This is a genomic window from Streptomyces tubercidicus, from assembly GCF_027497495.1.
Lineage (GTDB): Bacteria > Actinomycetota > Actinomycetes > Streptomycetales > Streptomycetaceae > Streptomyces > Streptomyces tubercidicus.
Genome location: NZ_CP114205.1, coordinates 3,845,148 through 3,866,957 on the forward strand (window position 1 = coordinate 3,845,148; position 21,810 = coordinate 3,866,957).

General features: G+C 70.6%; 21 protein-coding genes and 2 tRNA genes. 17 read left to right on the forward strand and 6 right to left on the reverse strand.

The annotated features are described in order from the left end of the window. Positions 1 to 267 precede the first annotated feature (267 nt). The 4 genes from STRTU_RS16665 (at position 268) to STRTU_RS16680 (ending at position 2,532) form a co-directional block, all read left to right on the forward strand. Positions 268 to 531, forward strand: coding sequence for a hypothetical protein (locus STRTU_RS16665; RefSeq protein WP_246241395.1), 264 nt, complete (start codon positions 268 to 270; stop codon positions 529 to 531). Beyond that, the gene (locus tag STRTU_RS16670; RefSeq protein ID WP_159744232.1) at positions 491 to 1,231 is read left to right on the forward strand and encodes a GntR family transcriptional regulator; all 741 of its coding nucleotides are present in this window, start codon (positions 491 to 493) and stop codon (positions 1,229 to 1,231) included. Before STRTU_RS16665 ends, STRTU_RS16670 begins: the two co-directional genes overlap by 41 nt. After that, positions 1,228 to 1,575 (forward strand): hypothetical protein, encoded by a 348-nt coding sequence (locus STRTU_RS16675; protein ID WP_159744233.1) that lies wholly within the window; start codon positions 1,228 to 1,230, stop codon positions 1,573 to 1,575. The genes STRTU_RS16670 and STRTU_RS16675 overlap by 4 nt, the downstream gene beginning before the upstream one ends. A gap of 171 nt (positions 1,576 to 1,746) precedes the next feature. Then, on the forward strand, positions 1,747 to 2,532 hold the full coding sequence (locus tag STRTU_RS16680) for an HNH endonuclease (RefSeq protein WP_159744234.1): 786 nt from the start codon (positions 1,747 to 1,749) through the stop codon (positions 2,530 to 2,532). A 483-nt stretch (positions 2,533 to 3,015) separates the two neighbouring features. On the opposite strand, the gene STRTU_RS16685 is transcribed toward STRTU_RS16680, so the two are convergent. Beyond that, positions 3,016 to 3,483 (reverse strand): NUDIX hydrolase, encoded by a 468-nt coding sequence (locus tag STRTU_RS16685; RefSeq protein ID WP_159744235.1) that lies wholly within the window; start codon positions 3,481 to 3,483, stop codon positions 3,016 to 3,018. An 18-nt stretch (positions 3,484 to 3,501) separates the two neighbouring features. On the opposite strand from STRTU_RS16685, the gene STRTU_RS16690 reads away from it, so the two are divergent. The 10 genes from STRTU_RS16690 (at position 3,502) to STRTU_RS16735 (ending at position 10,539) form a co-directional block, all read left to right on the forward strand. Then, positions 3,502 to 4,281: a GntR family transcriptional regulator gene (locus tag STRTU_RS16690; protein WP_159744236.1), complete on the forward strand. Its 780-nt coding sequence runs from the start codon at positions 3,502 to 3,504 to the stop codon at positions 4,279 to 4,281. A gap of 139 nt (positions 4,282 to 4,420) precedes the next feature. After that, positions 4,421 to 4,777, forward strand: coding sequence for an SCO3933 family regulatory protein (locus STRTU_RS16695; RefSeq protein ID WP_159744237.1), 357 nt, complete (start codon positions 4,421 to 4,423; stop codon positions 4,775 to 4,777). 2 nt (positions 4,778 to 4,779) lie between these two features. Further along, entirely contained in the window at positions 4,780 to 6,135 is a 1,356-nt protein-coding gene (locus tag STRTU_RS16700) for an FtsK/SpoIIIE domain-containing protein (RefSeq protein WP_159744238.1), read from the forward strand. 80 nt (positions 6,136 to 6,215) lie between these two features. Next, positions 6,216 to 6,884, forward strand: coding sequence for a DUF2637 domain-containing protein (locus tag STRTU_RS16705; protein WP_159744239.1), 669 nt, complete (start codon positions 6,216 to 6,218; stop codon positions 6,882 to 6,884). An 18-nt stretch (positions 6,885 to 6,902) separates the two neighbouring features. Continuing rightward, a complete protein-coding gene (locus STRTU_RS16710) occupies positions 6,903 to 7,094 on the forward strand; it encodes a mobile element transfer protein (protein ID WP_088798616.1) in 192 nt (63 codons plus the stop codon). Between the two features lie 17 nt (positions 7,095 to 7,111). Beyond that, complete coding sequence (locus STRTU_RS16715) at positions 7,112 to 7,267, forward strand: hypothetical protein (protein ID WP_159744240.1); 156 nt, start codon at positions 7,112 to 7,114, stop codon at positions 7,265 to 7,267. Between the two features lie 23 nt (positions 7,268 to 7,290). Beyond that, the gene (locus STRTU_RS16720; RefSeq protein WP_159744241.1) at positions 7,291 to 7,602 is read left to right on the forward strand and encodes a SpdD-like protein; all 312 of its coding nucleotides are present in this window, start codon (positions 7,291 to 7,293) and stop codon (positions 7,600 to 7,602) included. 89 nt (positions 7,603 to 7,691) lie between these two features. Next, on the forward strand, positions 7,692 to 9,110 hold the full coding sequence (repSA, locus tag STRTU_RS16725) for a replication initiator protein RepSA (RefSeq protein WP_269777365.1): 1,419 nt from the start codon (positions 7,692 to 7,694) through the stop codon (positions 9,108 to 9,110). Next, positions 9,107 to 9,316, forward strand: coding sequence for a helix-turn-helix domain-containing protein (locus tag STRTU_RS16730; RefSeq protein WP_159744243.1), 210 nt, complete (start codon positions 9,107 to 9,109; stop codon positions 9,314 to 9,316). Before repSA ends, STRTU_RS16730 begins: the two co-directional genes overlap by 4 nt. Beyond that, a complete protein-coding gene (locus STRTU_RS16735) occupies positions 9,304 to 10,539 on the forward strand; it encodes a site-specific integrase (RefSeq protein ID WP_174878879.1) in 1,236 nt (411 codons plus the stop codon). The genes STRTU_RS16730 and STRTU_RS16735 overlap by 13 nt, the downstream gene beginning before the upstream one ends. A gap of 78 nt (positions 10,540 to 10,617) precedes the next feature. Here STRTU_RS16735 and STRTU_RS16740 read toward each other — a convergent pair. The 3 genes from STRTU_RS16740 to STRTU_RS16750 form a co-directional block, all read right to left on the reverse strand. Then, positions 10,618 to 10,690: transfer RNA gene (locus STRTU_RS16740), tRNA-Arg, on the reverse strand. A 142-nt stretch (positions 10,691 to 10,832) separates the two neighbouring features. Further along, positions 10,833 to 11,093, reverse strand: a complete 261-nt coding sequence (locus STRTU_RS16745; RefSeq protein WP_159744245.1) for a hypothetical protein — start codon at positions 11,091 to 11,093, stop codon at positions 10,833 to 10,835. A gap of 540 nt (positions 11,094 to 11,633) precedes the next feature. Continuing rightward, a tRNA-Ser gene (locus tag STRTU_RS16750) sits at positions 11,634 to 11,724 on the reverse strand. 240 nt (positions 11,725 to 11,964) lie between these two features. Between STRTU_RS16750 and STRTU_RS35960 the strand changes: the two genes are divergently transcribed. Both STRTU_RS35960 and STRTU_RS16760 read left to right on the forward strand, forming a co-directional pair. Further along, positions 11,965 to 12,741, forward strand: a complete 777-nt coding sequence (locus STRTU_RS35960) for an SSI family serine proteinase inhibitor (protein ID WP_167539163.1) — start codon at positions 11,965 to 11,967, stop codon at positions 12,739 to 12,741. A 196-nt stretch (positions 12,742 to 12,937) separates the two neighbouring features. Then, positions 12,938 to 17,470, forward strand: coding sequence for a PAS domain-containing protein (locus tag STRTU_RS16760; RefSeq protein ID WP_176604213.1), 4,533 nt, complete (start codon positions 12,938 to 12,940; stop codon positions 17,468 to 17,470). A 155-nt stretch (positions 17,471 to 17,625) separates the two neighbouring features. Here the strand turns inward: STRTU_RS16760 and STRTU_RS16765 are convergent, their stop codons facing one another. Beyond that, a complete protein-coding gene (locus STRTU_RS16765) occupies positions 17,626 to 19,275 on the reverse strand; it encodes a long-chain fatty acid--CoA ligase (RefSeq protein WP_159744246.1) in 1,650 nt (549 codons plus the stop codon). A gap of 311 nt (positions 19,276 to 19,586) precedes the next feature. Between STRTU_RS16765 and STRTU_RS16770 the strand changes: the two genes are divergently transcribed. Beyond that, on the forward strand, positions 19,587 to 19,826 hold the full coding sequence (locus STRTU_RS16770) for a hypothetical protein (RefSeq protein WP_159744247.1): 240 nt from the start codon (positions 19,587 to 19,589) through the stop codon (positions 19,824 to 19,826). A 44-nt stretch (positions 19,827 to 19,870) separates the two neighbouring features. Here STRTU_RS16770 and STRTU_RS16775 read toward each other — a convergent pair whose 3' ends face one another. Continuing rightward, positions 19,871 to 21,709 carry a SpoIIE family protein phosphatase gene (locus tag STRTU_RS16775; protein ID WP_246240654.1) on the reverse strand — a complete coding sequence of 613 codons (1,839 nt, stop codon included), beginning with the start codon at positions 21,707 to 21,709 and terminating at the stop codon, positions 19,871 to 19,873. Positions 21,710 to 21,810: the final 101 nt, after the last annotated feature.

A 21,810-nucleotide genomic window follows, 5' to 3' on the forward strand; every position in this document is an offset into this window, starting at 1 on the left:
CTATCGGACCGGCTGGCACACCTCGCGATCGCGTTGCGCGCCACCGGTTCACGCTGGCGGAGGCGCTCTGATGCCTCCCCAGCAGTTCCGCGCGCCCCACACGAAGGTCGTTCCCTACCAGTCGAGTTCCTGCCTGATCGGTAGGCACTGCGAGTGCGCGCACTCCTCTCCCGCTACCGCGCCGATCGGCGTCCCCGTGATCTACGAGGCGTGCAGTTGCTCCTGCCACACGGTGGCCGACTGCGGCAACCCAATGGACGGCCCCCGGTGAGGGGCTGGGTTCCGGGTACTGCACCGGCCGCCTCCGTCGAGATCACCTCTGCCACCGTGCAGCGCGGCGACGTCATCCAGATCGGCGGCCACCCGTGTCGTGTGACCGACCTGCTCCAGCTTCCCGGCGGAGCGAAGCGTCTGTGTTTCGAGTCGGGCGAACTGCTGACCATGCACTCCCGGTCTCGGCTCGTAGCCGTACGCACGCTGAAAGGTGGTGATGCAGTCCGTGCCTTCTCGCCGTCACGTCATCGCCGATGACATTCGGAACACGATCTCGACCGGTCAGATCAAGGCTGGCGAATGCCTCCCTTCTGAAGCGCAGCTCGCTTCTCGCTACGCGGTAAGCACGGCAACGCTGCGGAGTGCCCTCTCGGTTCTCCAGGGCGAAGGGCTCGTCGAGAAGATTCACGGCAAGGGCAACTTCGTCCGTTACCCGCTCCGCAGAATCACCTACATCGGTGGTGCTTGCACACCCCGGACGGAGCCCTCCTTCGGTTCGGCGTTACGCGTCAGCGTGCGTACCACCATCCTCCGTGCGGACAGTCAACTGGCCGGCCTGCTGGGGGTGTCGTCACGTAGCCCGCTCACCGAATTTTTCTGCCTCAGCCACGAGGGGAAGTCCCCGCACAGCCTGGCTCGCATCTATGTCCCTTGCGACCTGTCGCCGACCGGCATCCCCGTCGAATCGCACTGCTGCAAGAGCATTGAGGCAAAGCTGGCAGAACTCCGCCCGCCACTGGCCGAGGTCCGGGAACGAGTCTGCGCCCGTCCTCCGACGCAAGAGGAAGCGGCGACCCTTCGCATCAGCCCGGCCCTGGCAGTGCTCGCGATCACGCGAGTGGCAGCCGACGTCACGGGACGCATGGTCGAGGCGGCGCTCTTGGTGCTTCCCGGCGACCGCGCTGACGCCTTCTTCACCACCCACCACATCGCCAACGAGAGGACTAGCGGAAGATGACGACCCACAGCGAGCTGCGGCTCCTCCCGTGGACAGGCCCCGAGGGCAAGCCCTGCTATCTGAGCACCGAGGGCAGCGGTGGCTACCTGTCCCGATTGGCTGACAGCACCGAAGCGTCGCAGCTGGACGTGGCAGGCGAACTCCTGGAGCACGCGCTCGAAGTACTCGGCGACGGAGAGACGGATTCGAACGAGCTGCGGCTCCTGGGGATGGACATGGCTGAGTCCCTGAGTGAGGTGCGCCGTGTAGCGATCAGCCGCGGTCACCGCCTGCCGCTGACGGATCCTCCCGCCTGCGAAGGAGGCGACGAGGGCCCGCAGCTGCCGGCGGCGGCCTTCAGCTAGCAGCGACACATCGGAACGGCAGGGGAGCCTCTCCATGCTCAAACAGAGGATCCCCTGCCGCTTGTCGTCCATAACCCGTGCCTGCACCTCGAAACCAGTGGTGCTCAAACAGGTGCAAGATCTAAAGTTGGATGTCCTATCGGAACCCTGGCCGAGCGGTTTGGTGGAAACATGCTGTGCCTCTTCTGCAAGAAGGAATCAGGTGGTTCGCGCAGTGTTGAGCACATCGTTCCTGAATCTCTCGGAAACACCACGGGGACCCTACCGCCAGGCGTTGTCTGCGATAAGTGCAATAACTACTTTGCCCTCAAGGTAGAAAAGCCGTTCCTGGAAGATCCCACAATCGTCTCTCTTCGCTTCCATCAAGGGGTGCCCAGCAAGAAGAGGCGCATCCCGCCCTTGAGTGGAACTCTGGGCCCTGGCCTCCCCGTTACTGTTTACCGCCATCTCGACGGACCGACGGCGGGGATCATTGACACAACGACTGAGGCGTTTCGGTGGATGGCTAGTTCGGAGAGCAAGGTTGTCCTGTCACTGCCGAGCCCAAGTGATGAATGGAACGAAGTACTGGTCTCGCGCTTCATGGCGAAGGCTGCTCTGGAGTCCATGGCATCGCGGTTACTGGACTCGCCCGAAGGGCTCAGCTCTCTCGTCGATGAAGTTCAGTTCGACCCGATTCGAGAATACGCCAGGTACGGCATAGGGAAGCTGTGGCCTGTAAGTATGCGCCGAATCTATGAGGCGGACAAAGCTTGGGGGGCTTCTGCGGGGGAGGTCGTGCAGCGGGTTTGGGAATGGGGCTTTCTTCACACGAACAGGGGGGAGGTGTATTTCGTTTTGGCTCTATTTGGGCTTGAGTTTTCAATTAATTTGGGGGGTCCGGTGGTGGAGGGGTATCGAATGTGGCTTGAGGAGAATTCCGGGCGTAGTCCTCTCTATCCAGATGGGATTGAGTAGAGCGTGTCTCGGTGGCCATAACGACGAGGTCGGCGGAGCGGCTTTGGCCGGTGTCCTGCCCGGTTTGGGGTCGAGCATGATCAGGGGGCCGTACGCTGGCCGGCAACTCGGGCAGGCTTGTGAGCTGCCCGGAATTTGAACGAGTGGCCCCCTGGTCTTGCTCGACGCGGGACCCGAACCGGGGAGGTGGGTAAAGCCGTGGAGCCGACCGCCCCCACCCCCGGCCTGGTCTTTCGCCCCTTGTGGGCGCGGGCGTCGACGCCGCGCGGCCCCGGCGGCGAAGACGAGGAGGGAGCCGTGCGGCGGCGACGGCCGGCGCCGCCGTGCTGTGCGCGGCACCTCTGATCTGTGATCTGACTGCTTGCAGTTCCAGGAGGACGGGAACGTCAGCGCTCCTGCGCCAACGTGTGGTGTGCTCCTGAACTGCCCCTACCGCGGGGCCGGGTAGCGAGCGGAGCGAGCCTTGATGAAGTAGGGAAAGTTCTATCGCACCGGCGTCAGCCGCTTGCCGTCATGGCTCCGCACGTGAGGGCCCGCCCCGTCCAAGGCATCCAGGAACCGGACCGCGTAGACCTCGGACATGGACTCCGCCACCTCGTCGGGTGTGAGCCAGGTGACCGCCGTCGACTCGTTGGACGTCCGCTCCTCGCCGCCTACAGGCTTGCAGCGGAAGACCAGGGCCACGATGCCTCGTGTCGTGTTCTTGTACACCCCGGTGAGCTCGTCCACCTCGACGTGGATGCCCGTCTCTTCCCAGACCTCGCGCCGTACGCCGGCCTCCGGGGGCTCGTCGAGTTCGAGCACCCCGCCCGGGAGTTCCCAAGCACCGTTGTCGGCCCGCCGGATCGTTAGAAGCTTGCCGTCCTCGCGGACCACCACTCCGGCCACGGACACGGAATGCAGTGGCGTTGACTGGGCTTCCGAGGCGCTGTTACTCATGTACAGGAGCATAGGAGGATGGGGAGAACTATGGGAACCGCGGTAGGAGGGGGCAGGGCCGTACCTCGATACGTGCAGATCGCCGACGACATCGTGCAGCAGATCAGGGCTGGGGTCCTCAAGCCCGGCGAGATGGTGCCGAGTGAATCCGAGCTGGTCGAGCGCTACGGCGTTGCGGGCGGCACGATCCGTAAGGCGATGGTGGAGGTCCGTGCGAGCGGCCTGGTGGAGACCCGCCACGGCAAGGGCTCGATCGTGAAGGACCGACCGCCGGTACGGCACCGTTCCTCCGACCGCTTCCGGCGCTCGCACCGGCAGGGCGGCAAGGCTGCGTATCTGGCGGAGTCCGCGCAGTCGGGTGCCACGGCCAAGGTCAGCGTGCTGTACATCGGTCCCATGGAGGTTCCGGAGGACGTGGCCGGTCGCCTCGGAGTCGAGCACAGTACTCAGGTCCTTGCCCGCCGGCGTCTGTACTTCCGTAACGGCACTCCGGTCGAGACGGCCAGCTCGTACCTGCCGTGGGATGTCGTGAAGGACATCCCTGAGCTGTTTGCCGAGAACCCCGGTGGTGGCGGCATCTACGCCCGACTCGAAGACCACGGGCATGAGTTCGCCGAGTTCGTCGAGACCTTGCAGGCCCGGCCGGCTACCAAGGCCGAAGCGTCCGAGCTGGCGCTCAGCCCCGGCGCCCCCGTCGTGCATCTCGTCCGTGAGGCGCTGACGACCGAGGGCCGCGTGGTGGAGGTCTGCGACACCCTCATGGCCGCTGACCAGTTCGTTTTCAGCTACCGCATCCCTGCCACGGACTGACGCCCGCTCAACTCTCATCAGCCCGCCCCGACTTCTTCGTCGAGGCGGGTTGACTCATGTACAGGAGTCGGGCACTCTTCTTCATGTCACTCATGTACATGAGTGACGGAGTTCAGCATCTATAGAGGAGTGATCAGTAGTGCGTCAGATCCCCGTCGACACCTCCGCCGCGACCGTGATGGTCGCGAAGCAGCCGCAGATCAAGGTCAAGGACCGCCGGACCGGTGAGGTCGCCCTCGACGTCGAGACCGGGGCGAAGCTGATGACCGTGGACGTGATGTTCGCCGCCAACGACGCGGTGGAGATCCTGTCCGTCACCGTCCCTGAGACCGGGGTCTCCGGTGAGCTGGGCATGGGCACTCCGGTGGCGCTGACCGGCCTGATCGCCCGGCCGTGGGAGAACGAGTTCAACGGGCAGAAGCGGCACGGCATCGCCTTCCGCGCCGTGGCGGTCACCTCGCTCGCCGCCGGTGGCTCGCAGGCAGAGGCAGCCTGATCATGGCCCGCCTCTCGGTCGTACTGCTGCTGGTCGTCGCCACCGCTCTCGTGCTGCGGTGGCGGCGTCCCGCCTGGTACTGGATGACCTTCGGGGTCGTCCTCGCCGCGCTGCGGGTCTTAGTCCGGTACGTCTCGGTCATGGACGCCTGTGGCCTGACGGTCCCGCCGCCGCGCTGGCGGCTCGCGCTCGCCCGCATGGCCAACCGCCCGGCCCCCGAGTCGCGTGCCCCACGCATCCTCCGTCTCCGACCGACCCGTACCGGGCTCGTCCTGCGGCTCAAACTCCGTCCCGGCCAGGACGTTTTCGACGTCTCCTCCGCCACCGACCGGCTCCGGCACTCCTTCGGGATGTACGGCGTCACCGCCTGGGAGATCCGCTCCGGGGTCGTAGAACTGCGGATGACGGGCTACGACGTGCTCAAGCGCGTGCAGATGCCCGCCAAGATCGACCGCGCTCCGATGCGCGTACCCGTCGCACTGCGCGAGGACGGATCGGTCCACTACCGCGACTACCGGACCGTCCCGCACGGACTCACGCTCGGGGCCACCGAGTCGGGCAAGTCCGTCTACCAGCGCAACCTGGTGGCCGGTCTCGCCACTCAGGACGTCGCGCTCGTCGGTATCGACTGCAAGCAGGGTGTCGAGCTGTTCCCGCTGGCCCGCCGCTTCTCCGCCCTCGCCGACAACCAGGACACTGCTCTCGATCTGCTCGAAGCGCTGGTCTCGCACATGGAGTCCGTCTACCAACTCGTCCGCGAGGAACAGCGCATCAGCGTGAACGTCCCGGACGCGGAGATCGCCGCCGACATCTGGGATCTGGCCGAGGACCTGCGTCCCACGCCCGTCGTGGTCCTGGTGGATGAAGTCTCCGAACTCGCGCTCTTCGCCTCCAAGGAGGAGGAGAAGCGCCGGGACCGGATCATCACCGCGCTCGTCCGTCTGGCCCAGCTCGGCCGTGCCGCCGGCATCTACCTGGAGATCTGCGGCCAGCGCTTCGGCTCCGAACTCGGCAAGGGCATCACCATGCTCCGGGCCCAACTCACCGGTCGTACGGCGCATCGCGTCAACGATGAGGCAAGCGCCAACATGGCGTTCGGCGACATCTGCCCGGACGCCGTAATGGCCGCCATCCAGATACCTGCCGACGCCCCCGGCACCGCGGTCGCCGGTGACTCGACCGGTGGCTGGTCACGCATCCGCTCCCCGCACACCTCGCTTCGTGCAGCGGTCAACCTCTGCAACAAGTACGCCGCCCGCACGCCGGACCTGCCCGCGCTCGCGCCCTTCCGGCCTGCCACCACCTCGTCGAACTCCGACGCCGTCGTGCTCAACAAGGCGTCCACCACGACTGCCTGACCTCCCGCTCCAAGGTCGGCGCTACCTCGATGCGCCACGTCCCTACCCCCTCCATGCCAGATTCCGGAAGGAGAACCGTCATGAGACGCATTCGCCCGGACGCCGTCCTCGTACAAGCTGTCATCGCCGGGGCGCTCTCTTTCGCCCACCTTCACGACCTGGCCGCCGCTGCCGGACAGGAGGGCTGGAAGGCGTGGGCCTACCCGATCAGCGTCGACCTGCTGCTGGTCGCGGCATGGCGGCGACTCCGCAACGACGGCCCGTCCCGACTCGCCTGGTGCTGGTTCCTGATCGCCCTGGTGGCCTCGCTCGGCGCCAACGTCGCGACCGCCGGATTTCTCGACCTCCAGCACCCGCCCGGCTGGCTGCGCTTCGGCGTCGCTGGATGGCCTGCCCTCGCCTTCCTTGGCGGGACCCTGCTGGCCCATACGCGGGGTGTGGCCGAAGCCGCCGATCCCGACCCGTCGGCCGACGTGACTCCGGTATCCGCTCCGGCCCTGCCAGCTGAACCTCCGGCCGAACCACCCGAGTTGAACGCCACCGACCTCCCCGCGGCTGAACCACCTTCCGAACCGCCCCGGCCCGCCCCAGCACCTGGACCCGTCCCGGCCGCGCTCGTCGCCCACGCCCGCAAGGTCGCCGACGAACACCGCGCCCGGACCGGGGACCGGATCGACACCGACACCCTGCGGGCCCGCCTCGGTGTCCCACCCCAGCTCGCCGACTCCATCGCCGCCCAACTCACCTGACCAGCAAGGAGAACCGCCATGCCCGCCCGCGACCACTTCCACTCCGTCATGCGGATCGGCCCCGTACAGATCGGCACCTACCGCGACCGCTACGGCCGCACCAAGCACGCCGCCGTCTGCACCGCCGACCGCTGCGGCTGGTCCGCCGACTTCTCCAGCCGCTCGGCCGCCCAGCTCGCCGCCCGCACCCACCGCTGCACCGTCCGCTGAACGACTGAGGAGACCCCATGGACGTCCCGCTCTGGCTCGCGCTGATCGCCGTCGGCTACCTCGGCATCAAGCTCATCCGCCCGCCCTGGTGGCTCGTGGCCGTGTTCCTCCTCGGCGGCTACCTCCTCGCCGACAGCTTCCTGGCCTCTGCCATCAACATGGCCGTCAAGTAACGCCCGCAGAAGGGAGATCCACCATGTTCCGTCCCAAGGTCCCGACCAACCCGACGCCCACCGGACTCGTCGTTCCGCTCACCGTCGAACCGACCGCCACCGTGCAGCACACCCCGCCGCCGGCCCCGGTAGCTCAGGCATCGACGCGCCGCCCCGCGGTTCAACTCACGCCCGGTACCGCTATCGCCCTCGTCGGCGGCGGCACGGCCGTGGCCCTGGTCGTCGGCACCGTCCTGGTCTCGATGCTCCTGGCGGTCGCCATCAGCGGGGTGTCCGTCGCCGTCTGCGCGGTCGTCCTCCGCTCGCTGCTCGCCTCCGGGCGCACACACCGCTGACCGGCTCCCGGGCGGCCTCAACCGCCAAGTCTCCGCCGCCCGGGAGCCGTGCTCCTGCCCGAACCACAGATCCGGAAGGAAGCCTCATCATGACCGACCACACCCACGTACGTGGGAGGTCGCCCGTGCCTGACACGCTCCTCGACCCGACCACCCTCGGCGACCTGCTGAGGGTGGCCTCGGCCCCCGACTACGACCGCTGGGCCGACCAGATCCACCGCACCGGCGGCTGCTCCGACCCCATCCACCTCACCGGCTGGACCCTCACCAAGGACCGCACCTCGGGCGAGACCCTGCACCACTACTCGACCGCCACCGAACCCGGCGGACGACTCCGCCTCGCCTGCGGCAACCGCCGCGCCTCCCGCTGCCCCGCCTGCGCCTGGACCTACGCCGGGGACACCTACCACCTCATCCGCGCCGGCCTGGCCGGAGACGACCGCCGCGACATCCCCGCCGCCGTCCGCGAACACCCCCGCGTCCTCACCACCCTCACCGCGCCCTCCTTCGGCCCCGTGCACAACCGGCCCGACCGAGACGTCTGCCGCTGCGGCACACAGCACCACACGGACGATCCGGCGCTCGGCACCGCCCTGGACCCCGAGACGTACGACTACGCCGCCGCCGTCCTGTTCAACAACCACGCGGGCGACCTCTGGCAACGCTTCACCACCCGACTCCGCCGCGAACTGGCCGCCCGCGCCGGCCTCACCCAACGCGACCTCAAGGAATCGGCCCGCCTCTCCTACGGCAAGGTCGCCGAGTTCCAGAAGCGCGGCGCCCTCCACTTCCACGCGGTGATCCGCATCGACGGACCGGACGGGCCCGGAACACCGCCGCCGTTCTGGGCAAGCGTCGGCCTACTGACCGACGCGATCCGCGCCGCCGCCGCGCACTCCTACACCTCGGTCACAGCCCCGGCTGCCGGGGGCCAGCCCGCCCGAACCTTCCGCTGGGGCACGCAGCTCGACGTACGGCCGGTCAAGGCATTCGGTGACGGCTCCGACATCACCGAACAGGCCGTGGCCTCCTACGTCGCGAAGTACGCGACCAAAGCCGCCGAAACCACCGGCACCCTCGACCGCCGCATCGGCGAACTCGCCGAACTGGACCGCCACCAGGTCCCCGAACACACCCGCCGCCTGATCAGCGCGTGCAAAACCCTGGACCCGCTCTACCCGGACCGCCGCCTCTGGGCCTGGGCTCACATGCTCGGCTTCCGCGGCCACTTCTCCTCCAAGTCCCGCCGCTACTCGACCACCCTCGGCGACCTCCGTGCGGCCCGCGCCGACTTCCGCGCCGCCCAGGAACGCCAAGCCCTCGGCCTCGAACCACCGGAGCCGGACACCGTCCTCGTCCTGACCGACTGGCAGTACGTCGGCCACGGCCACACCCCCGGCGAGTCCGCCCTTGCCGCCACCATCGCCCGCGACATCCAGACCAACCGCGAAACCGCACGCCAAGCACGCGCCGAACTCCAAGCCGAAGAAGGAGACGACTGGTCATGACCACCACTGTGATCGAGAGGAAGTGGCACACCACCGCCGAAGTCGCGCAGATGCTGGGCTACGGCCTGTCCAAGACCAAGATGCTCGTCCTCACCGGGGAGATCTGCTCGGTCAAGGACGGCCGCAACCGCCGCATCCTGCCGCGCTGGGTCGACGAGTACATCGAACGCCGTGCCCGTGAAGCCGAAATGGAGTGGTCGGCATGAGCGGCAAGCGCGGCAATGGTGAAGGCTCGATCTACCCGTACAAGAACAGCTTCGCCGCCTACGTCTGGGTCACCACCCCCGACGGCAAGAAGAAGCGCAAGTACGTCTACGGCAAGACCCGCGATGAGGTCCACGACAAGTGGATCAAGCTCCATGCGGACGCAAAGAAGGGGCCGGTAGCTACTCGACACCGCACGCTCTCCGCCTTCCTGTCGTACTGGCTGGAGTCGATCGTGAAGCCGAACCTGGCTCCGCTCTCCTACGTCTCGTACGAGGGCTGCGTACGGCTCTACATCGCTCCCCACCTCGGCACGAAGCGGCTGGACAAGCTCACCGTCCGGGATGTGCGCGAATGGCTGACGAAGCTGACGACCACCTGCCAGTGCTGCGCCCAGGGGAAGGACGCCAAGAGGGCTCCCAGCCGCCGGCGCTGCTGTGCGGCCGGAGAGTGCTGTGAGGCGTATGCATCCCGCCGGGTGATCCAAGCCGCTCGCGATGCGCTGCGGGCCGCCCTGACGCACGCGGTCGCCGAAGAGGCGATCGGGAAGAACGTCGCCGCCCTGGTGAAGGTGCCCAAGCCGAGGCGTCGCCGGATCAAGCCGTGGTCCGCGGTCGAAGCGGGGCAGTTCCTCGCGGACGGGGTGACTCGTGAGGATCCCCTCTTGGCGGCCTGGGTGCTCGTGCTGTGCCTCGGGCTTCGCCGCGGCGAGGTGCTGGGCCTCACCTGGAAGTCGATCGACTTCGAGGCAGGTGAGCTGTACGTGGATCACCAGATCCAGCGGGCGGGGCGTCAGATCCTCCACCGTGAGACCAAGACAGAGGAGTCGGACGACTTCCTGCCACTGCCGGCGCTCTGCCTCAAAGCCCTCCGGATGCGGCGCGCTCAGCAGACCGGTGATCGGAAGGCGGCTGGTGATCTCTGGCAGGACAGTCACGGGCTGGTCTTCACGACGAAGTACGGCACGCCGATCGAGCCGGGGAACCTGACGCGGATGTTCGCGCTGCGTGCTCGCCGCGCCGGCCTCCGGGTCATCCCGTTGCGGAACACCCGGCACACCTGCAGCTCGCTCCTGGTCGCCCTCGGCGTCCACCCCAAGGTGGCTCAGCGCATCCTGCGGCACTCGCAGATCGCGATGACGATGGAGGTCTACGCCGAGGCGAGTGAGGAAGAGGTCCGCTCGGCCCTCGGCAAGCTCTCCGAAGCGATGGGTGGCACCAGCTGACCCGGTTGCTGTACTTCGCTGCTGTACGGCACGACAAAGCCCCCGTCCGGATTACCCGGCGGGGGCTTTGGCCTGCTGTGCGCTCGGCAGGATTCGAACCTGCAACCTTCTGATCCGTAGTCAGATGCTCTATCCGTTAAGCTACGAGCGCTTGGCTTTCCGGCGGTTTTTCTTGCCGGTCGGCGTTGCGGGAACAACATTACATGACCTGCGGCGTGAGGCGAAATCCATTGCCCGTAGCGGCTCTGACCTGCGGAAACGCCGTTGTGGCGGGGGTTGGAGGGTTACTCGGGTCAGGGGGAGTCCTCGATGATCCGGACGAAGTTCGGGCGGGCGTAGTGGTCTTCGGGGCGGTCCAGGACATCGGCCTTCGCATTGCCGAGCGTGGCCCGGGGGCGGTGAGCCAGGTCGGCGTGGAAGGCGTGGAGGATGCGGCGCTTGGAGTCGGGGCGCGGGTGGGTGGCGACGATGGCCTCGCGGACTTCTGTGGGGAGGGTGTCGTAGTAGTGGGTGCCGAGGGCGCCGAGTTCGACGTCGGCCGTGACGAGCGCCACACGCGGGCCTCGTCGGCGCCGTCCAGCTAGAAGCGCCAGAGGGCGGCCCCCAGGTGGCGACCCCCGGGCGGCGGTCCCCACACGGCAGCCCCAGACGTAGCCGGGCGACCGAGAGGGCGAGGCGTCGGGGTCAGGGTCGGGGCCGGGGTCAGAGTCGGGGTCGGGTCGGGTCGGGTCGGGTCGGGTCGGCTGTGAGGTTGATCGACACCTGGTCGCTTGGGGGCGGGCGACGCTCGGGTGGCTAGGTGGCCGGGTGGCTAGGGGGCCGAATGGCTGGCGGCGCGACACCAAGGGCGCCGGGGGCCGGGGGGTCAAGGCAGCCCGGCCCCCGGAGGCGTCGCGCCGGACCGCATACGTCAAGATCCGCCCGCTACATCAACACAGCCGACCACGTCCCCCACCAATCCCCCACAAGGTCAATCCCCGGGACGAGGGATGAAAGACCAGGGATGAAGGACGAGGAACGAGGGACGAGCAGGGAAAGGTTCAAAACGCGTCCAGGCCCCGGTCTGAGAAGACCGGGGCCTGGACGAAGAGGAGCGGAGGCGGAGGGATTTGAACCCTCGATGGGGGGTAAGCCCCAAACCGCATTAGCAGTGCGGCGCCATAGACCGGACTAGGCGACGCCTCCACACACCCCACGCGCGCATGCACGCTGTGGCGTGTCCAGATGATGGCACAGCACCAAGGGCTGTCACCAATCGCCCCCTACGGTACTAGGCGCGCGGGCCACCCGGCAAAGACGTTTTTGCAGCGCAACGTCGGGGGCGGCAGCGCGTTAGAGGTGTCGGGGCCGTGACGACGCGCGTTGTCGTGCGCCCCCGGCGTGTACGTACCGCGTACCGCCCCGCACTCGCCTCTGGAGCCTGTGATGCCGTACCGCCGGACGTCTTCTTCCCTCTTCGCCTCGGCCGCGACCGCCGCCACTACTGCCGCGCTCTCCGCCACCGGGGCCGTCGTCTCCGCCGCCACCGTGCTGGCCCTGGCCGCGCCCGCCGCGTCGGCCGCCCCGATTCCGCTGCCGCACTACCGGTCCGTGGACGGGATCACCGGTGCCGGGCATCACGCCTCCGCCGGCGACCGGCAGCGCCCGGTCGGCGACGGGCAGCGCCCGGTCGGCGATCGCACCCCCGACGCTCCCCACGACTCGGCGGGTCATCGCACCCCTGACGCTCCCCATGGCTCGGCAGGTCATCGCGCCCCCGACGCCCCCCGCGACCCGGCAGGTCACGACACCTCTGCCGACCCGAGCGACCCCGCCCGCCACCGCCCCACGGGCGGCCAGGACGCGACGGCGCCCCAGTACCCCGCCCCCGCCTCCGTCGACCACCTCACCCTCACCGTCCGCGGCACCGGCTCGCCGCGTACCGATGGGACCTTCGAGCTGTACTGCCACCCCGCGCGCGGCAGCCACCCGCACGCCAAGAAGGCCTGCGAGAAGCTGGACGGGATGACGAGATGGGGCAGGGACCCGTTCGCTCCGGTTCCGCAGGGGGCGAACTGCACGATGATTTACGGCGGCCCGGCCACCGCTCACATCACCGGGACCTGGGCGGGGCGGCCCGTCAACGCGGATTTCCGGCGCACCAATGGGTGTGAGATCGGCCGCTGGAGCAGCTTCGAACCCCTGCTCCCGTCCACCCGTTGATGACCTGGTTCGTGCACCAGTAGCGCGCCAGGTCAGGACGATGGGGCACATGTCGGGCGTGCGGCGAGTCGCACACGGCCGTGGCATTTCCTCCTCGTCATCCGCCTCCGCGTCACCGGCAAGTGCCCGTAGACTCCATGGCAGCGATCCGCCACGGTGGATCGGCAAGGTGCGGTAACAGGGAGGAAGCGTCGTCGTGAGCAGCAGGCCATCCCGAGGCGCTGCTCGCCTCGCAGCCATACTCGACGCCCTCCCCGACGCGCTGTTGCTCGTCAACTGCAACGGCACGGTCGTCAACGCCAACACCATCGCGCTGGAGACCTTCGAGGCGCCGGGCACGGCCCTGGTGGGGCGCGGGCTGCTCGATCTGCTGCCGTCCTTCGACTCCAAGCGCATCCCGGGGTCCATGCGGCGCCGGGACGAGGAGGAAGAGCGCACGCGGACGAAGCCGACGCGGATGGTCGCGCGGCGTACGGACGGGACCGAGCTGCTGGTCGAGGTGACCAGCGCCAATCTTGAGGACGGCCGCACGCCGTACGAGTCCGCCTTCGAGGCCGCGTACGCCGATCACCGGAACGGCTATACGGGCAATGAGCTGCTGATGCTCGTGGTCCGCGATCTGACCGGGACGCTGGACACCGAGACCGAGCTGGCCCGTCAGCAGCGGCAGACCGAGATGATTCTGCGGGCCGCGGCCGAGGGTGTGGTCGGGGTCGACGCCGACGGCAAGGTCGTGCTCGTCAATCCGTCCGCGGCGCAGATCCTCGGCTACCGGGCGAGCGAGCTGGGCGGCAAGGAGCTGCATCCGCTCATTCATCACTCGCGGGCGGACGGCTCGTCGCTGCCATGGGAGGACACACCGCTGGCCGACACGCTCAAGTCGGGGCGCAAGCACCGGGTGCGCGGGCAGGCGCTGTGGGCGAAGGACGGCCGGTCGGTGTCCGTCGATCTGACGACGGCGCCGGTGCGGGACGGCGATCAGCTCGTCGGCGCGGTGATGACCTTCACCGACCGGCGCAAGTTCGATGCGCTGGCGGCCCGGCACAGCCAGCTGCTGGCGGTGCTCGACCAGGCGCTGCGCGGGCCGCTGGAGGAGCTCAAGGGCGAGCTGGGCACGCTCGCCTCCGACCCGGCGGGCCAGCTCTGGCCCGAGGCGAATCAGATCCTGCACCACCTCGCGGCCGGCCATGCCCGGATGACGACGCTGGTGGACAACGTCCTGAGCTATCAGCGGCTGGACTCCGGCAAGGAGAAGCTCAACCGCACCAAGGTCTCCCTGGACGCCGTGATCGCGGCGGGTGTCGAGGGCGCGATCGAGCTGATCGGGCCGGGCCGGGCGCAGTTCGCGGTGCATGCGCCGCCGATAGAGGCGACGGTCGACGCGGAGCGGATCGCTCAGGCGCTGTCGCATCTGATCGCGGATGTCGCGGGGGTGGACTCGACGGGCCGGATGCCGGCCGGTGAGGCTGCCGTGGGCGCGGGTTCGGGACCGGTTCCCGGCGATTCGACGATCGTGGTGGCGGTGGCCAAGCGCGGTGATGTCGTACGGATCGAGGTGCGCGGCCCGTTCGGTGGCGGCGACCCGGTCCATGAGCCGATCGTCCGCGGCATCGTGCGGAAGCACGGCGGGCTGATGCAGACGCATGAGGTGCCCGGCGGCGGGCCCGGCGCGGGCGGCAGCGCGTATGTGCTGGAGCTGCCGGTGGCGGCGGACGGCACGTCCCCGGACGGCGCGACGGCCGGGGCGGAGGTGCCGACCGGCAATGAGACGACGGTGATGCCGGTTCCGGCGGCCCGTGCGCGCGGCACGCAGGGCAACGCGGCGGCCGCGGGCAACGGCGGCCAGGGGCCGGACGACGCGGGGCACGACGGGCACGAGGGCGGCGCGGACGGCGAGGGCGGCGAGGGCCCTTCCGGTGGTGACGGCGGCGGGCCGGGTGGGTCCGGCGGGACCGGTGGGTCCGGTGAGCCGCTCGGTGGCGGTGGTGCCGAGGCCGGTGCGGCGGTTCCGGGGCAGGCGGGTGGAGCGCAGCCGACCGGGCGTCGGCGGGCGCGGCACTCGGGTGCGGAGCAGGGCGGGCATCCGGTCGGGCCGGGCGGTTCCGGCGGGGCCGATGTGTCGCATGGTGCCGTTGGTGACGGTGCGCAAGGTGTGGCGGGCCCAGGTATGGCGGGCCCGGGTGTAGTGGACGGCGGCACGGGGGCGCGCCCCGGGCACGGTGATGCCGTGCAGGGTGATGCCGTGCACGGTGCCCAGGGTGGCCCGGTCACGGACGGCCGGGGGCTGCCGCCCGGTATGGCGGGGGCCGAGGCCGTACCGCCGACGGGGCGGCGCCGGGCCCGGCAGGGGGCGACGGAGGGCGGCGGGCTGCCCGCGCTCCCCTCCGGGGCGAGCCCGCATCCGGAGCAGCAGGGGATCGCGGCGGGGACGCAGGGCCGAGGTCCGGCGGGCGGTCCGCAGGGGCCCGCGGCCGGGCCTCAGGGCCAGGGACAGACTGCCGGTCCGCAGGGGCCCGGGATGTCGTCGGCCGGTGGGCCGGTGCCGGTGCCGGCCTCCGCGTCGGCGCCTGCCCAGGCGATCCCACAGATTCCAGGTCAGAGCCCGGCTCCGGGGCAGACTCCGGCGCCGGGCCGGCCGCATGTTCCGGGGCAGGCCGCTGTCCCCGGCCAGACGCCGCCCCCGGGGCCGCAGGGGCTCGCACCCGTCCAGACGGGCGGGCGGCGGGCGCGCCGGGCGCTGGCCGAGGCTCCCGAGCGGACCGCAAACGGTGAACGGACCGCCCCGGGTGAGCGGGAAAGGGCAGCCGCGGCCTCCGGGGCGCAGCAGTCGGCCGGTGCGCGTACCGCCTTCGCGCTGCCGCCCGCCGCCGCGGACCGGACCCCGGAATCGTCGGCGTCGGCGTCCGCGCTGCCCGCGACCGCGGACCAGGTGCCCGCGCAGTCGGCCGGTCCGCAGGAGGCCACCGGTACGGGACGCCGTAGGGCACGTCGGCCGGTGGCCGGTGGCCCGGAGGCAGCGGCGGTGCCCGGCGGGCAGCCGGGACAGCCGGGACAGCCGGGACAGCCGGGACAGCCGGGACAGCCAGGGCAGCCGGTGCACGCGCCCGAAGGGGCCGTCAGCTCCGGTGCGCCGCAAGGAGAGTGGGACGGCGAGCCGACCGGCAGACGGCGGGCCAGACGGGCCGCGGCCGAGGAGCGCGCGGCGGCCGCGATGGCCGACGCCGAGTCGTCCGGCACCTTCGTCGCGGGCCCGGAGGGGCTCGTGGCACAGCCCACCGGACCGGACGGGGCGACGGGCACGGACGGCGGCACGGCGCCCGGCAGCGCCCCCGCAGCGGACGCCGGTGCCCCCCAGTCGCCCGAGGCGGCGCAGCCCGCACCCGTCGCGCCTCAGGACCCGCAGAGCCCGCAGGCCCCGCAGGCCCCCACCGGCCGTCGCCGTGGCCGCCCCAGCCCCGCCGAGGAGGCCGCGGGCCCGCCGCCCGTGCCTCCGCAGGCCGGGCCCGCCGCCACGCCGCACCGTCAGCCGCTGCCGCCGGCCGCCGAGGACGACGGGTTCGCCGCGGGGCACTCCCAGGGGCGGGCGTTCAGCGTGCGCACCCTCGGGCAGGGCGTGCCGTTCGCCCAGCAGATCGCCGATCAGCAGCGCCCGCCGGTGCCGCCCGGCAGCACCCCGCCCGGTGGTACGTCCGCCGGTTCGGGCCGCCGCCGTAAGCTCGCCGCGCCCCCGCAGGAGGACCGGCGCGCGACGGCCGCCGAGTCCGCCCCGGCCGGGGCGCCTTCGCACCCGGGTGCTCCCCAGCCGCAGCCGCAGCCCCATCCGCAGGCCCCGGCCCAGCCGCCGCACCCGCAGCACCCGCAGCCGCATCTGATGGACGCGAGCGAGGGGCGGGCCTTTGCGATCTCCGCGCCCGACGAGGGCAGCGAGGGCCCCGAGCCGCTGGACGGCCCGAACGGCGCCATAGAGGTGATGGACCGTCAGCCGATGCCGATGGACGACGAGCTGCCGCCGGAGCCGCTGGACAATCCGCGCCGGCTGCTGGTCTGGCCGGCGCCGGATGTCGCCACCCAGCAGGCGCTGAGCGACCGCGGCTACCGCCCGGTGATCGTCAACTCCCGCGAGGAGGTGGACGCCCAGATCGCCGCGTACCCGGCGGCGCTCTTCGTCGATCCGCTGACCGGGCCGATCACCCGTACAGCGCTGCAGTCGCTGCGCCAGGCGGCGGGCGCGGCCGAGGTCCCCGTACTGGTGACCGCCGGTCTGGGGCAGGCCACCCGGGAGGCCGCGTACGGCGCCGATCCGGCCGTGCTCCTCAAGGCGCTGGCCCCGCGCGACAGTGAGCAGCACCCGCCGCGGGTGCTGCTGATCGAGCAGAACGACGACATCGCGGGCGCCCTGACCATGTCGCTGGAGCGGCGCGGGATGCAGGTCGGACGGGCCGGCGCGGATGCCGACGCGGTCACCCTCGCGACGCAGATGCGGCCGAATCTGGTCGTGATGGATCTGATGCAGGTGCGGCGGCGCCGGGCCGGCATCGTCGACTGGCTGCGCGCCAACGGACTGCTCGACCACACCCCGCTGGTCGTCTACACCTCCGCCGACATGGACCCGGCGCAGCTGCCCCGGCTGGCGGCCGGTGAGACGGTGCTCTTCCTGGCGGAGCGCTCCACGAGCGCCGAGGTACAGGCCCGGATCGTCGACCTGCTCGCCAAGATCGGTACGAACTGACCGCCCCGTACGCGAACTGACCGCCCCGTAGGGGACCCGGACCAACGGGCCCCCTACGGGCTGTCTCCTACGGGCTCTCGCTGGGCTCTCCTCCTAAGGAACGCCCTAGAGGACTCCCTACGGGATGCCCCAGGGGACGCCCCCCAGGGGACGCCCTACGCCAGCAACGTCACATCCAACTCCCCCTCCGCGTACTGCTTCCGCAGCACCTTCTTGTCGAACTTGCCCACGCTCGTCTTGGGCACCGCCGGAATCACCGCCCACCGCTCCGGCAGCTGCCAGCGCGCGATCCGCTCGCCGAGGAACGCCTTCAGCTCCTCGTAGCCGATGGTCGCGCCCTGGTGGAGCACCACCGTCGCCAGCGGCCGCTCGCCCCACTTGTCGTCCGGGACGGCGACCACCGCGGCCTCGGCGACGTGCGGGTGCGCCATCAGATGGTTCTCCAGCTCGACCGAGGAGATCCATTCGCCACCGGACTTGATGACGTCCTTGGCGCGGTCGGTCAGCGTGAGATAGCCGTTCGGGGTGATGGTGCCGACATCGCCGGTGCGCAGCCAGCCGTCGGGGCTGAACTTGTCCTCGGGGCACAGCGGTTCGCCCTGCGCGCCGCCGTAGTAGGCGCCCGCGATCCACGGCCCGCGGACCTCCAGCTCGCCCGCGGCGCGGCCGTCGTGGGGCAGCCGCTCACCGCTGGGACCGATCAGCCGCGCCTCGACGGAGGCGGGGAAGCGGCCCTGGGTGGCCCGGTAGCCCCACTCCTCGTCTCCGCTGACGCCGGCCGGCGGGTGGGAGACGCTGCCGAGCGGGGAGGTCTCGGTCATGCCCCAGGCGTGCACGACGCGGATGCCGTGCCGCTCCTCGAAGCCGCGCATCAGGGCAGGCGGGCAGGCGGAGCCGCCGATGACGACCGTGTGGAGACACGCCACATCCCGCTGTTTGGCGTCGAGTTCGGCGAGCAGGCCCTGCCAGATGGTGGGGACGGCGGCGCCGATGGTGGGCCGGACGGTCTCGATCATCTCGGCGAGCGGCGCGGGCTGCAGGAAGCGGTCCGGCATCAGCAGCGAGGCGCCGGCCATGAACGCGGCGTGCGGCAGACCCCAGGCGTTGACGTGGAACATCGGCACGACCGGCAGGGTGATGTCGCGGGAGCTGAGCGCGAACGCCTCGGCGGTGTTGACCTGCATCGAGTGCAGATAGAGCGAACGGTGGCTGTAGAGCACGCCCTTGGGGTCGCCGGTGGTCCCGGAGGTGTAGCAGAGCGCCGCGGCCTCCCGCTCGTCGATCTCCGGCCAGGCGTAGCTCTCCGGGCGTCCGGCGATCAGCTCCTCGTAGTCGTGCACCCGGGCCTGCGCGCCATCGAGGACCGACCGGTCGCCGGGGCCCGCGACGACGATGTGACGGAGGTTCGGCAGCTGCGGGAGCAGCGGGGCGAGCAGCGGGAGCAGGGTGCCGTTGACGAGTACGACGCGGTCCTCGGCGTGGTTGATGATCCACACCAGTTGCTCGGCGGGCAGCCGCAGATTGAGGGTGTGCAGCACCGCCCCCATGGAGGGGATCGCCAGATACGCCTCCATGTGCTCCGCGTTGTTCCACATGAGCGTCCCGACCCGTTCCTCACCGGCCACGGACAGCTCATCGCGCAGCGCATGGGCGAGCTGCGCGGCCCGGCGCCCGATCTCGGCGAAGCTGCGCCGGTGCGGATCTCCCCCGGTCCAGGTGATGACCTGCGACTCGCCGTGAACCGTCGACCCGTGGGCCAGGATTCGCGAGACGGTGAGCGGTACGTCCTGCATCGTGCTGAGCACCGGGTGCCTCCGCTGTGTACGGGCGGGTAATGGTGCTGAGATTGTCGACGCATACCGCTCGGTATGTCACGACCTCGGGGGTGTGTTCTTGCCCGCTCACCCCAGGTGACAGACCCCTAAGGGTCGAACCGCCGTGCGGCCTCGTCGGCCGCCGCGCCGGCCGTCCGCCATTCCCCCAGGTCAAAGCACCAGTGGCGGCCATTCACCCGGAGGGATGGCCCCTACGGCACGTTGCTTGTGCCGTGTCCCGGCGGAGCAGCACGCTGGCGGGCGTCCGGATTACCGGTTCCTTCTTCTGACAGGAGCGTCATATGCGCCCCCACCTCGGTCGTTGCCTTGTCATTGCTGCCCTGGGCGGTGTCAGCGTTCTCGCCTGCGGCACCGCTCAGGCGGCGTCCACGAACGCACCGGCGGCGCGGGCCGCCGGTGACGCCCCCGCCCTCGGCCGCCCGCTGTTCGGCGGGCAGTTCGACCCCGTAGGGGGGATGGGCGGGGGCGTGATCTCCGGTGGCGGGCGGCCGGTGGCCACCCAGGCCGGCGGCGGGGTCTGAGGGCGCGGCGCCGGCCGCCGGACACCGGCGGCCCGGCCCGGTGCTCACGGGCGCCGATCGGCCACCGGTGTCACCGCCTGGAGGACCAGTACGGAGAGATCGTCCTCGACCGGGCCGGTGCCGAAGTCGTGGGCGGCGCGGCGTACATGCTCGGCGAGGGCCTTGGCGCCGAGGCCCGTGCCGTCCCGGAGTACCTCGATCAGGCCGTCGTTGTCGTCCAACTGCCAGTTGCCGCAACGGCGTTCGGTGACGCCGTCGGTCACGCACAGCAGGGTCTCGCCCGGGGCGAGGATGAAGGAGCTGGCCTGGAATTCGGTGCCCTCGTCGATACCGAGCAGCATCTGGGGGTCGGAGGCCGCCTCGACCCTGCCGTCGACGAACATGTGCAGCGGCGGCGGATGGCCGGCGGTGGCGACCGTGCAGCGGGCGCCGGGGGTGCCCGGATCGACCTCCAGCTCGCCGTACAGCAGGCTCAGAAAGCGGGAGCTGGCCTGTTCGCCGCCGAGCTCCACCGCCTCCGCGCTCTCCTCGGCCATGGCCAGATTCAGCCTGCCGAGCACCGATTCGACGCCATGCCCCTCGCGGGCCAGCAGCCGCACCAGGTGGCGGGCCAGACCGGTGACGGACATCGCCTCGGGGTCCTTGCCCTGTACGTCGCCGAGCAGGAAGCACCAGCGCCGGTGGCCCATCGGGAAGACGTCGTAGAAGTCGCCGCCGACGGTCTGGCCCTCGCCGTGCGGCTCGTACACGATCGCCGTGTCGACGCCGGGAATACTGGCGAGCGTCGCGGGCAGCTGCCGCCGCTGGAGCGCCAGGCTGATCGTGGTCTGCCGGGTGTACTGACGGGCGGTGTACACGGCCTGGGCGACCCGGCGGGCCACATCCTCGACCATCCGCACCACGGTGTCGGTCATCTGGAGGTGCCCGGCCCGGCCGAGCAGCAGCATCCCCTGATCGGTGTCCCGGGCGACCAGGGGGAAGGCCAGCGCGGACCCGCCCGAGGAGGTCACACCGGCGCATTCCGGCCACGGCCAGGGGGTGCCGGCGGTGCGGATGACGTCGGACGGCGGGTCCATCTCCAGGTCGGCGCGGAGCGGAGTGATCCGCCGCTCGTCGATGTGCCAGACCCGGGACAGCTGCATCCCGCCGCCTTCGGTGGTCAGCCAGATCGCGCACCAGTCGGCGAGCCGGGGCACCAGCAGCTGGGCGGCGAGCGCGGTGACCATGTCCTGGTCGAGCTGCCCGGCCAGCAGTTCGCTGGTCTCGGCGAGGAAGGACGGGCCGCCCCGGTCGGCCCACTCGGCGGCGTACCCGTGCGGGCGGCGGCGCTGGGCCACCGGCTGGGCCGCCGGGGCGGGAGGCTCGGCGGCCCGCGACGCCGCCGGCTGGGGCACGGAGCTGATCGTTCCGGGCTGCCCCTCGGTGGACTCCAGCCGGAACCACACGGTCTTCACGGACTTGCGGTAGGTCACGCCCCATGACTCCGCCAGCGCGCTGACCAGCTGGAGCCCGTATCCCGGCTCTCCGGCGCGGGCGTCCACCCCGCCGCGTACCCGCCGGGCGGGATGCCGGTCGGAGACCTCCATCACCAGGCCCAGCCTGGCCCGGCGGCGCGCCCCGCCGTCCCCGTCGCCCCCGTCGGGCTCCTGGTCGTGCTCCAGTCGGCAGGTCACATCGATCTCGGTACCGGCGTACATCACGGCATTGGTGACCAGCTCGCTGGTGAGCAGGACCGCGTCGTGGATCAGCTCCGCGTTGATCGCCGCCGCGCCGGGCCCTGCCGTGGCGGGTGGCGCGGCCGCCCGTTCGGTGAGCAGCGCGCGCACGAATTTACGTGCGCCGGCGGCCGCGAGCTGGTTCGCGGGCAGCCCTTTCCGGGACACGGATTCCGTCGTGTGCGGGGAGGACAGCGATACCACTGCGCCCCCTGGATAAGCCGGGAAAAAGTGATTACAAGCGCTTTATACTATGTCATACCTGCCCA

Bases quoted from the DNA above. Each gene is read 5' to 3' on its own strand.
- STRTU_RS16670 (WP_159744232.1), top strand. From the start codon at position 491: ATGCAGTCCGTGCCTTCTCGCCGTCACGTCATCGCCGATGACATTCGG.
- STRTU_RS16675 (WP_159744233.1), top strand. From the start codon at position 1,228: ATGACGACCCACAGCGAGCTGCGGCTCCTCCCGTGGACAGGCCCCGAG.
- STRTU_RS16680 (WP_159744234.1), top strand. From the start codon at position 1,747: ATGCTGTGCCTCTTCTGCAAGAAGGAATCAGGTGGTTCGCGCAGTGTT.
- STRTU_RS16685 (WP_159744235.1), bottom strand. From the start codon at position 3,483: ATGCTCCTGTACATGAGTAACAGCGCCTCGGAAGCCCAGTCAACGCCA.
- STRTU_RS16690 (WP_159744236.1), top strand. From the start codon at position 3,502: ATGGGAACCGCGGTAGGAGGGGGCAGGGCCGTACCTCGATACGTGCAG.
- STRTU_RS16700 (WP_159744238.1), top strand. From the start codon at position 4,780: ATGGCCCGCCTCTCGGTCGTACTGCTGCTGGTCGTCGCCACCGCTCTC.
- STRTU_RS16705 (WP_159744239.1), top strand. From the start codon at position 6,216: ATGAGACGCATTCGCCCGGACGCCGTCCTCGTACAAGCTGTCATCGCC.
- STRTU_RS16710 (WP_088798616.1), top strand. From the start codon at position 6,903: ATGCCCGCCCGCGACCACTTCCACTCCGTCATGCGGATCGGCCCCGTA.
- STRTU_RS16715 (WP_159744240.1), top strand. From the start codon at position 7,112: ATGGACGTCCCGCTCTGGCTCGCGCTGATCGCCGTCGGCTACCTCGGC.
- STRTU_RS16720 (WP_159744241.1), top strand. From the start codon at position 7,291: ATGTTCCGTCCCAAGGTCCCGACCAACCCGACGCCCACCGGACTCGTC.
- repSA (WP_269777365.1), top strand. From the start codon at position 7,692: ATGACCGACCACACCCACGTACGTGGGAGGTCGCCCGTGCCTGACACG.
- STRTU_RS16730 (WP_159744243.1), top strand. From the start codon at position 9,107: ATGACCACCACTGTGATCGAGAGGAAGTGGCACACCACCGCCGAAGTC.
- STRTU_RS35960 (WP_167539163.1), top strand. From the start codon at position 11,965: ATGCCGTACCGCCGGACGTCTTCTTCCCTCTTCGCCTCGGCCGCGACC.
- STRTU_RS16770 (WP_159744247.1), top strand. From the start codon at position 19,587: ATGCGCCCCCACCTCGGTCGTTGCCTTGTCATTGCTGCCCTGGGCGGT.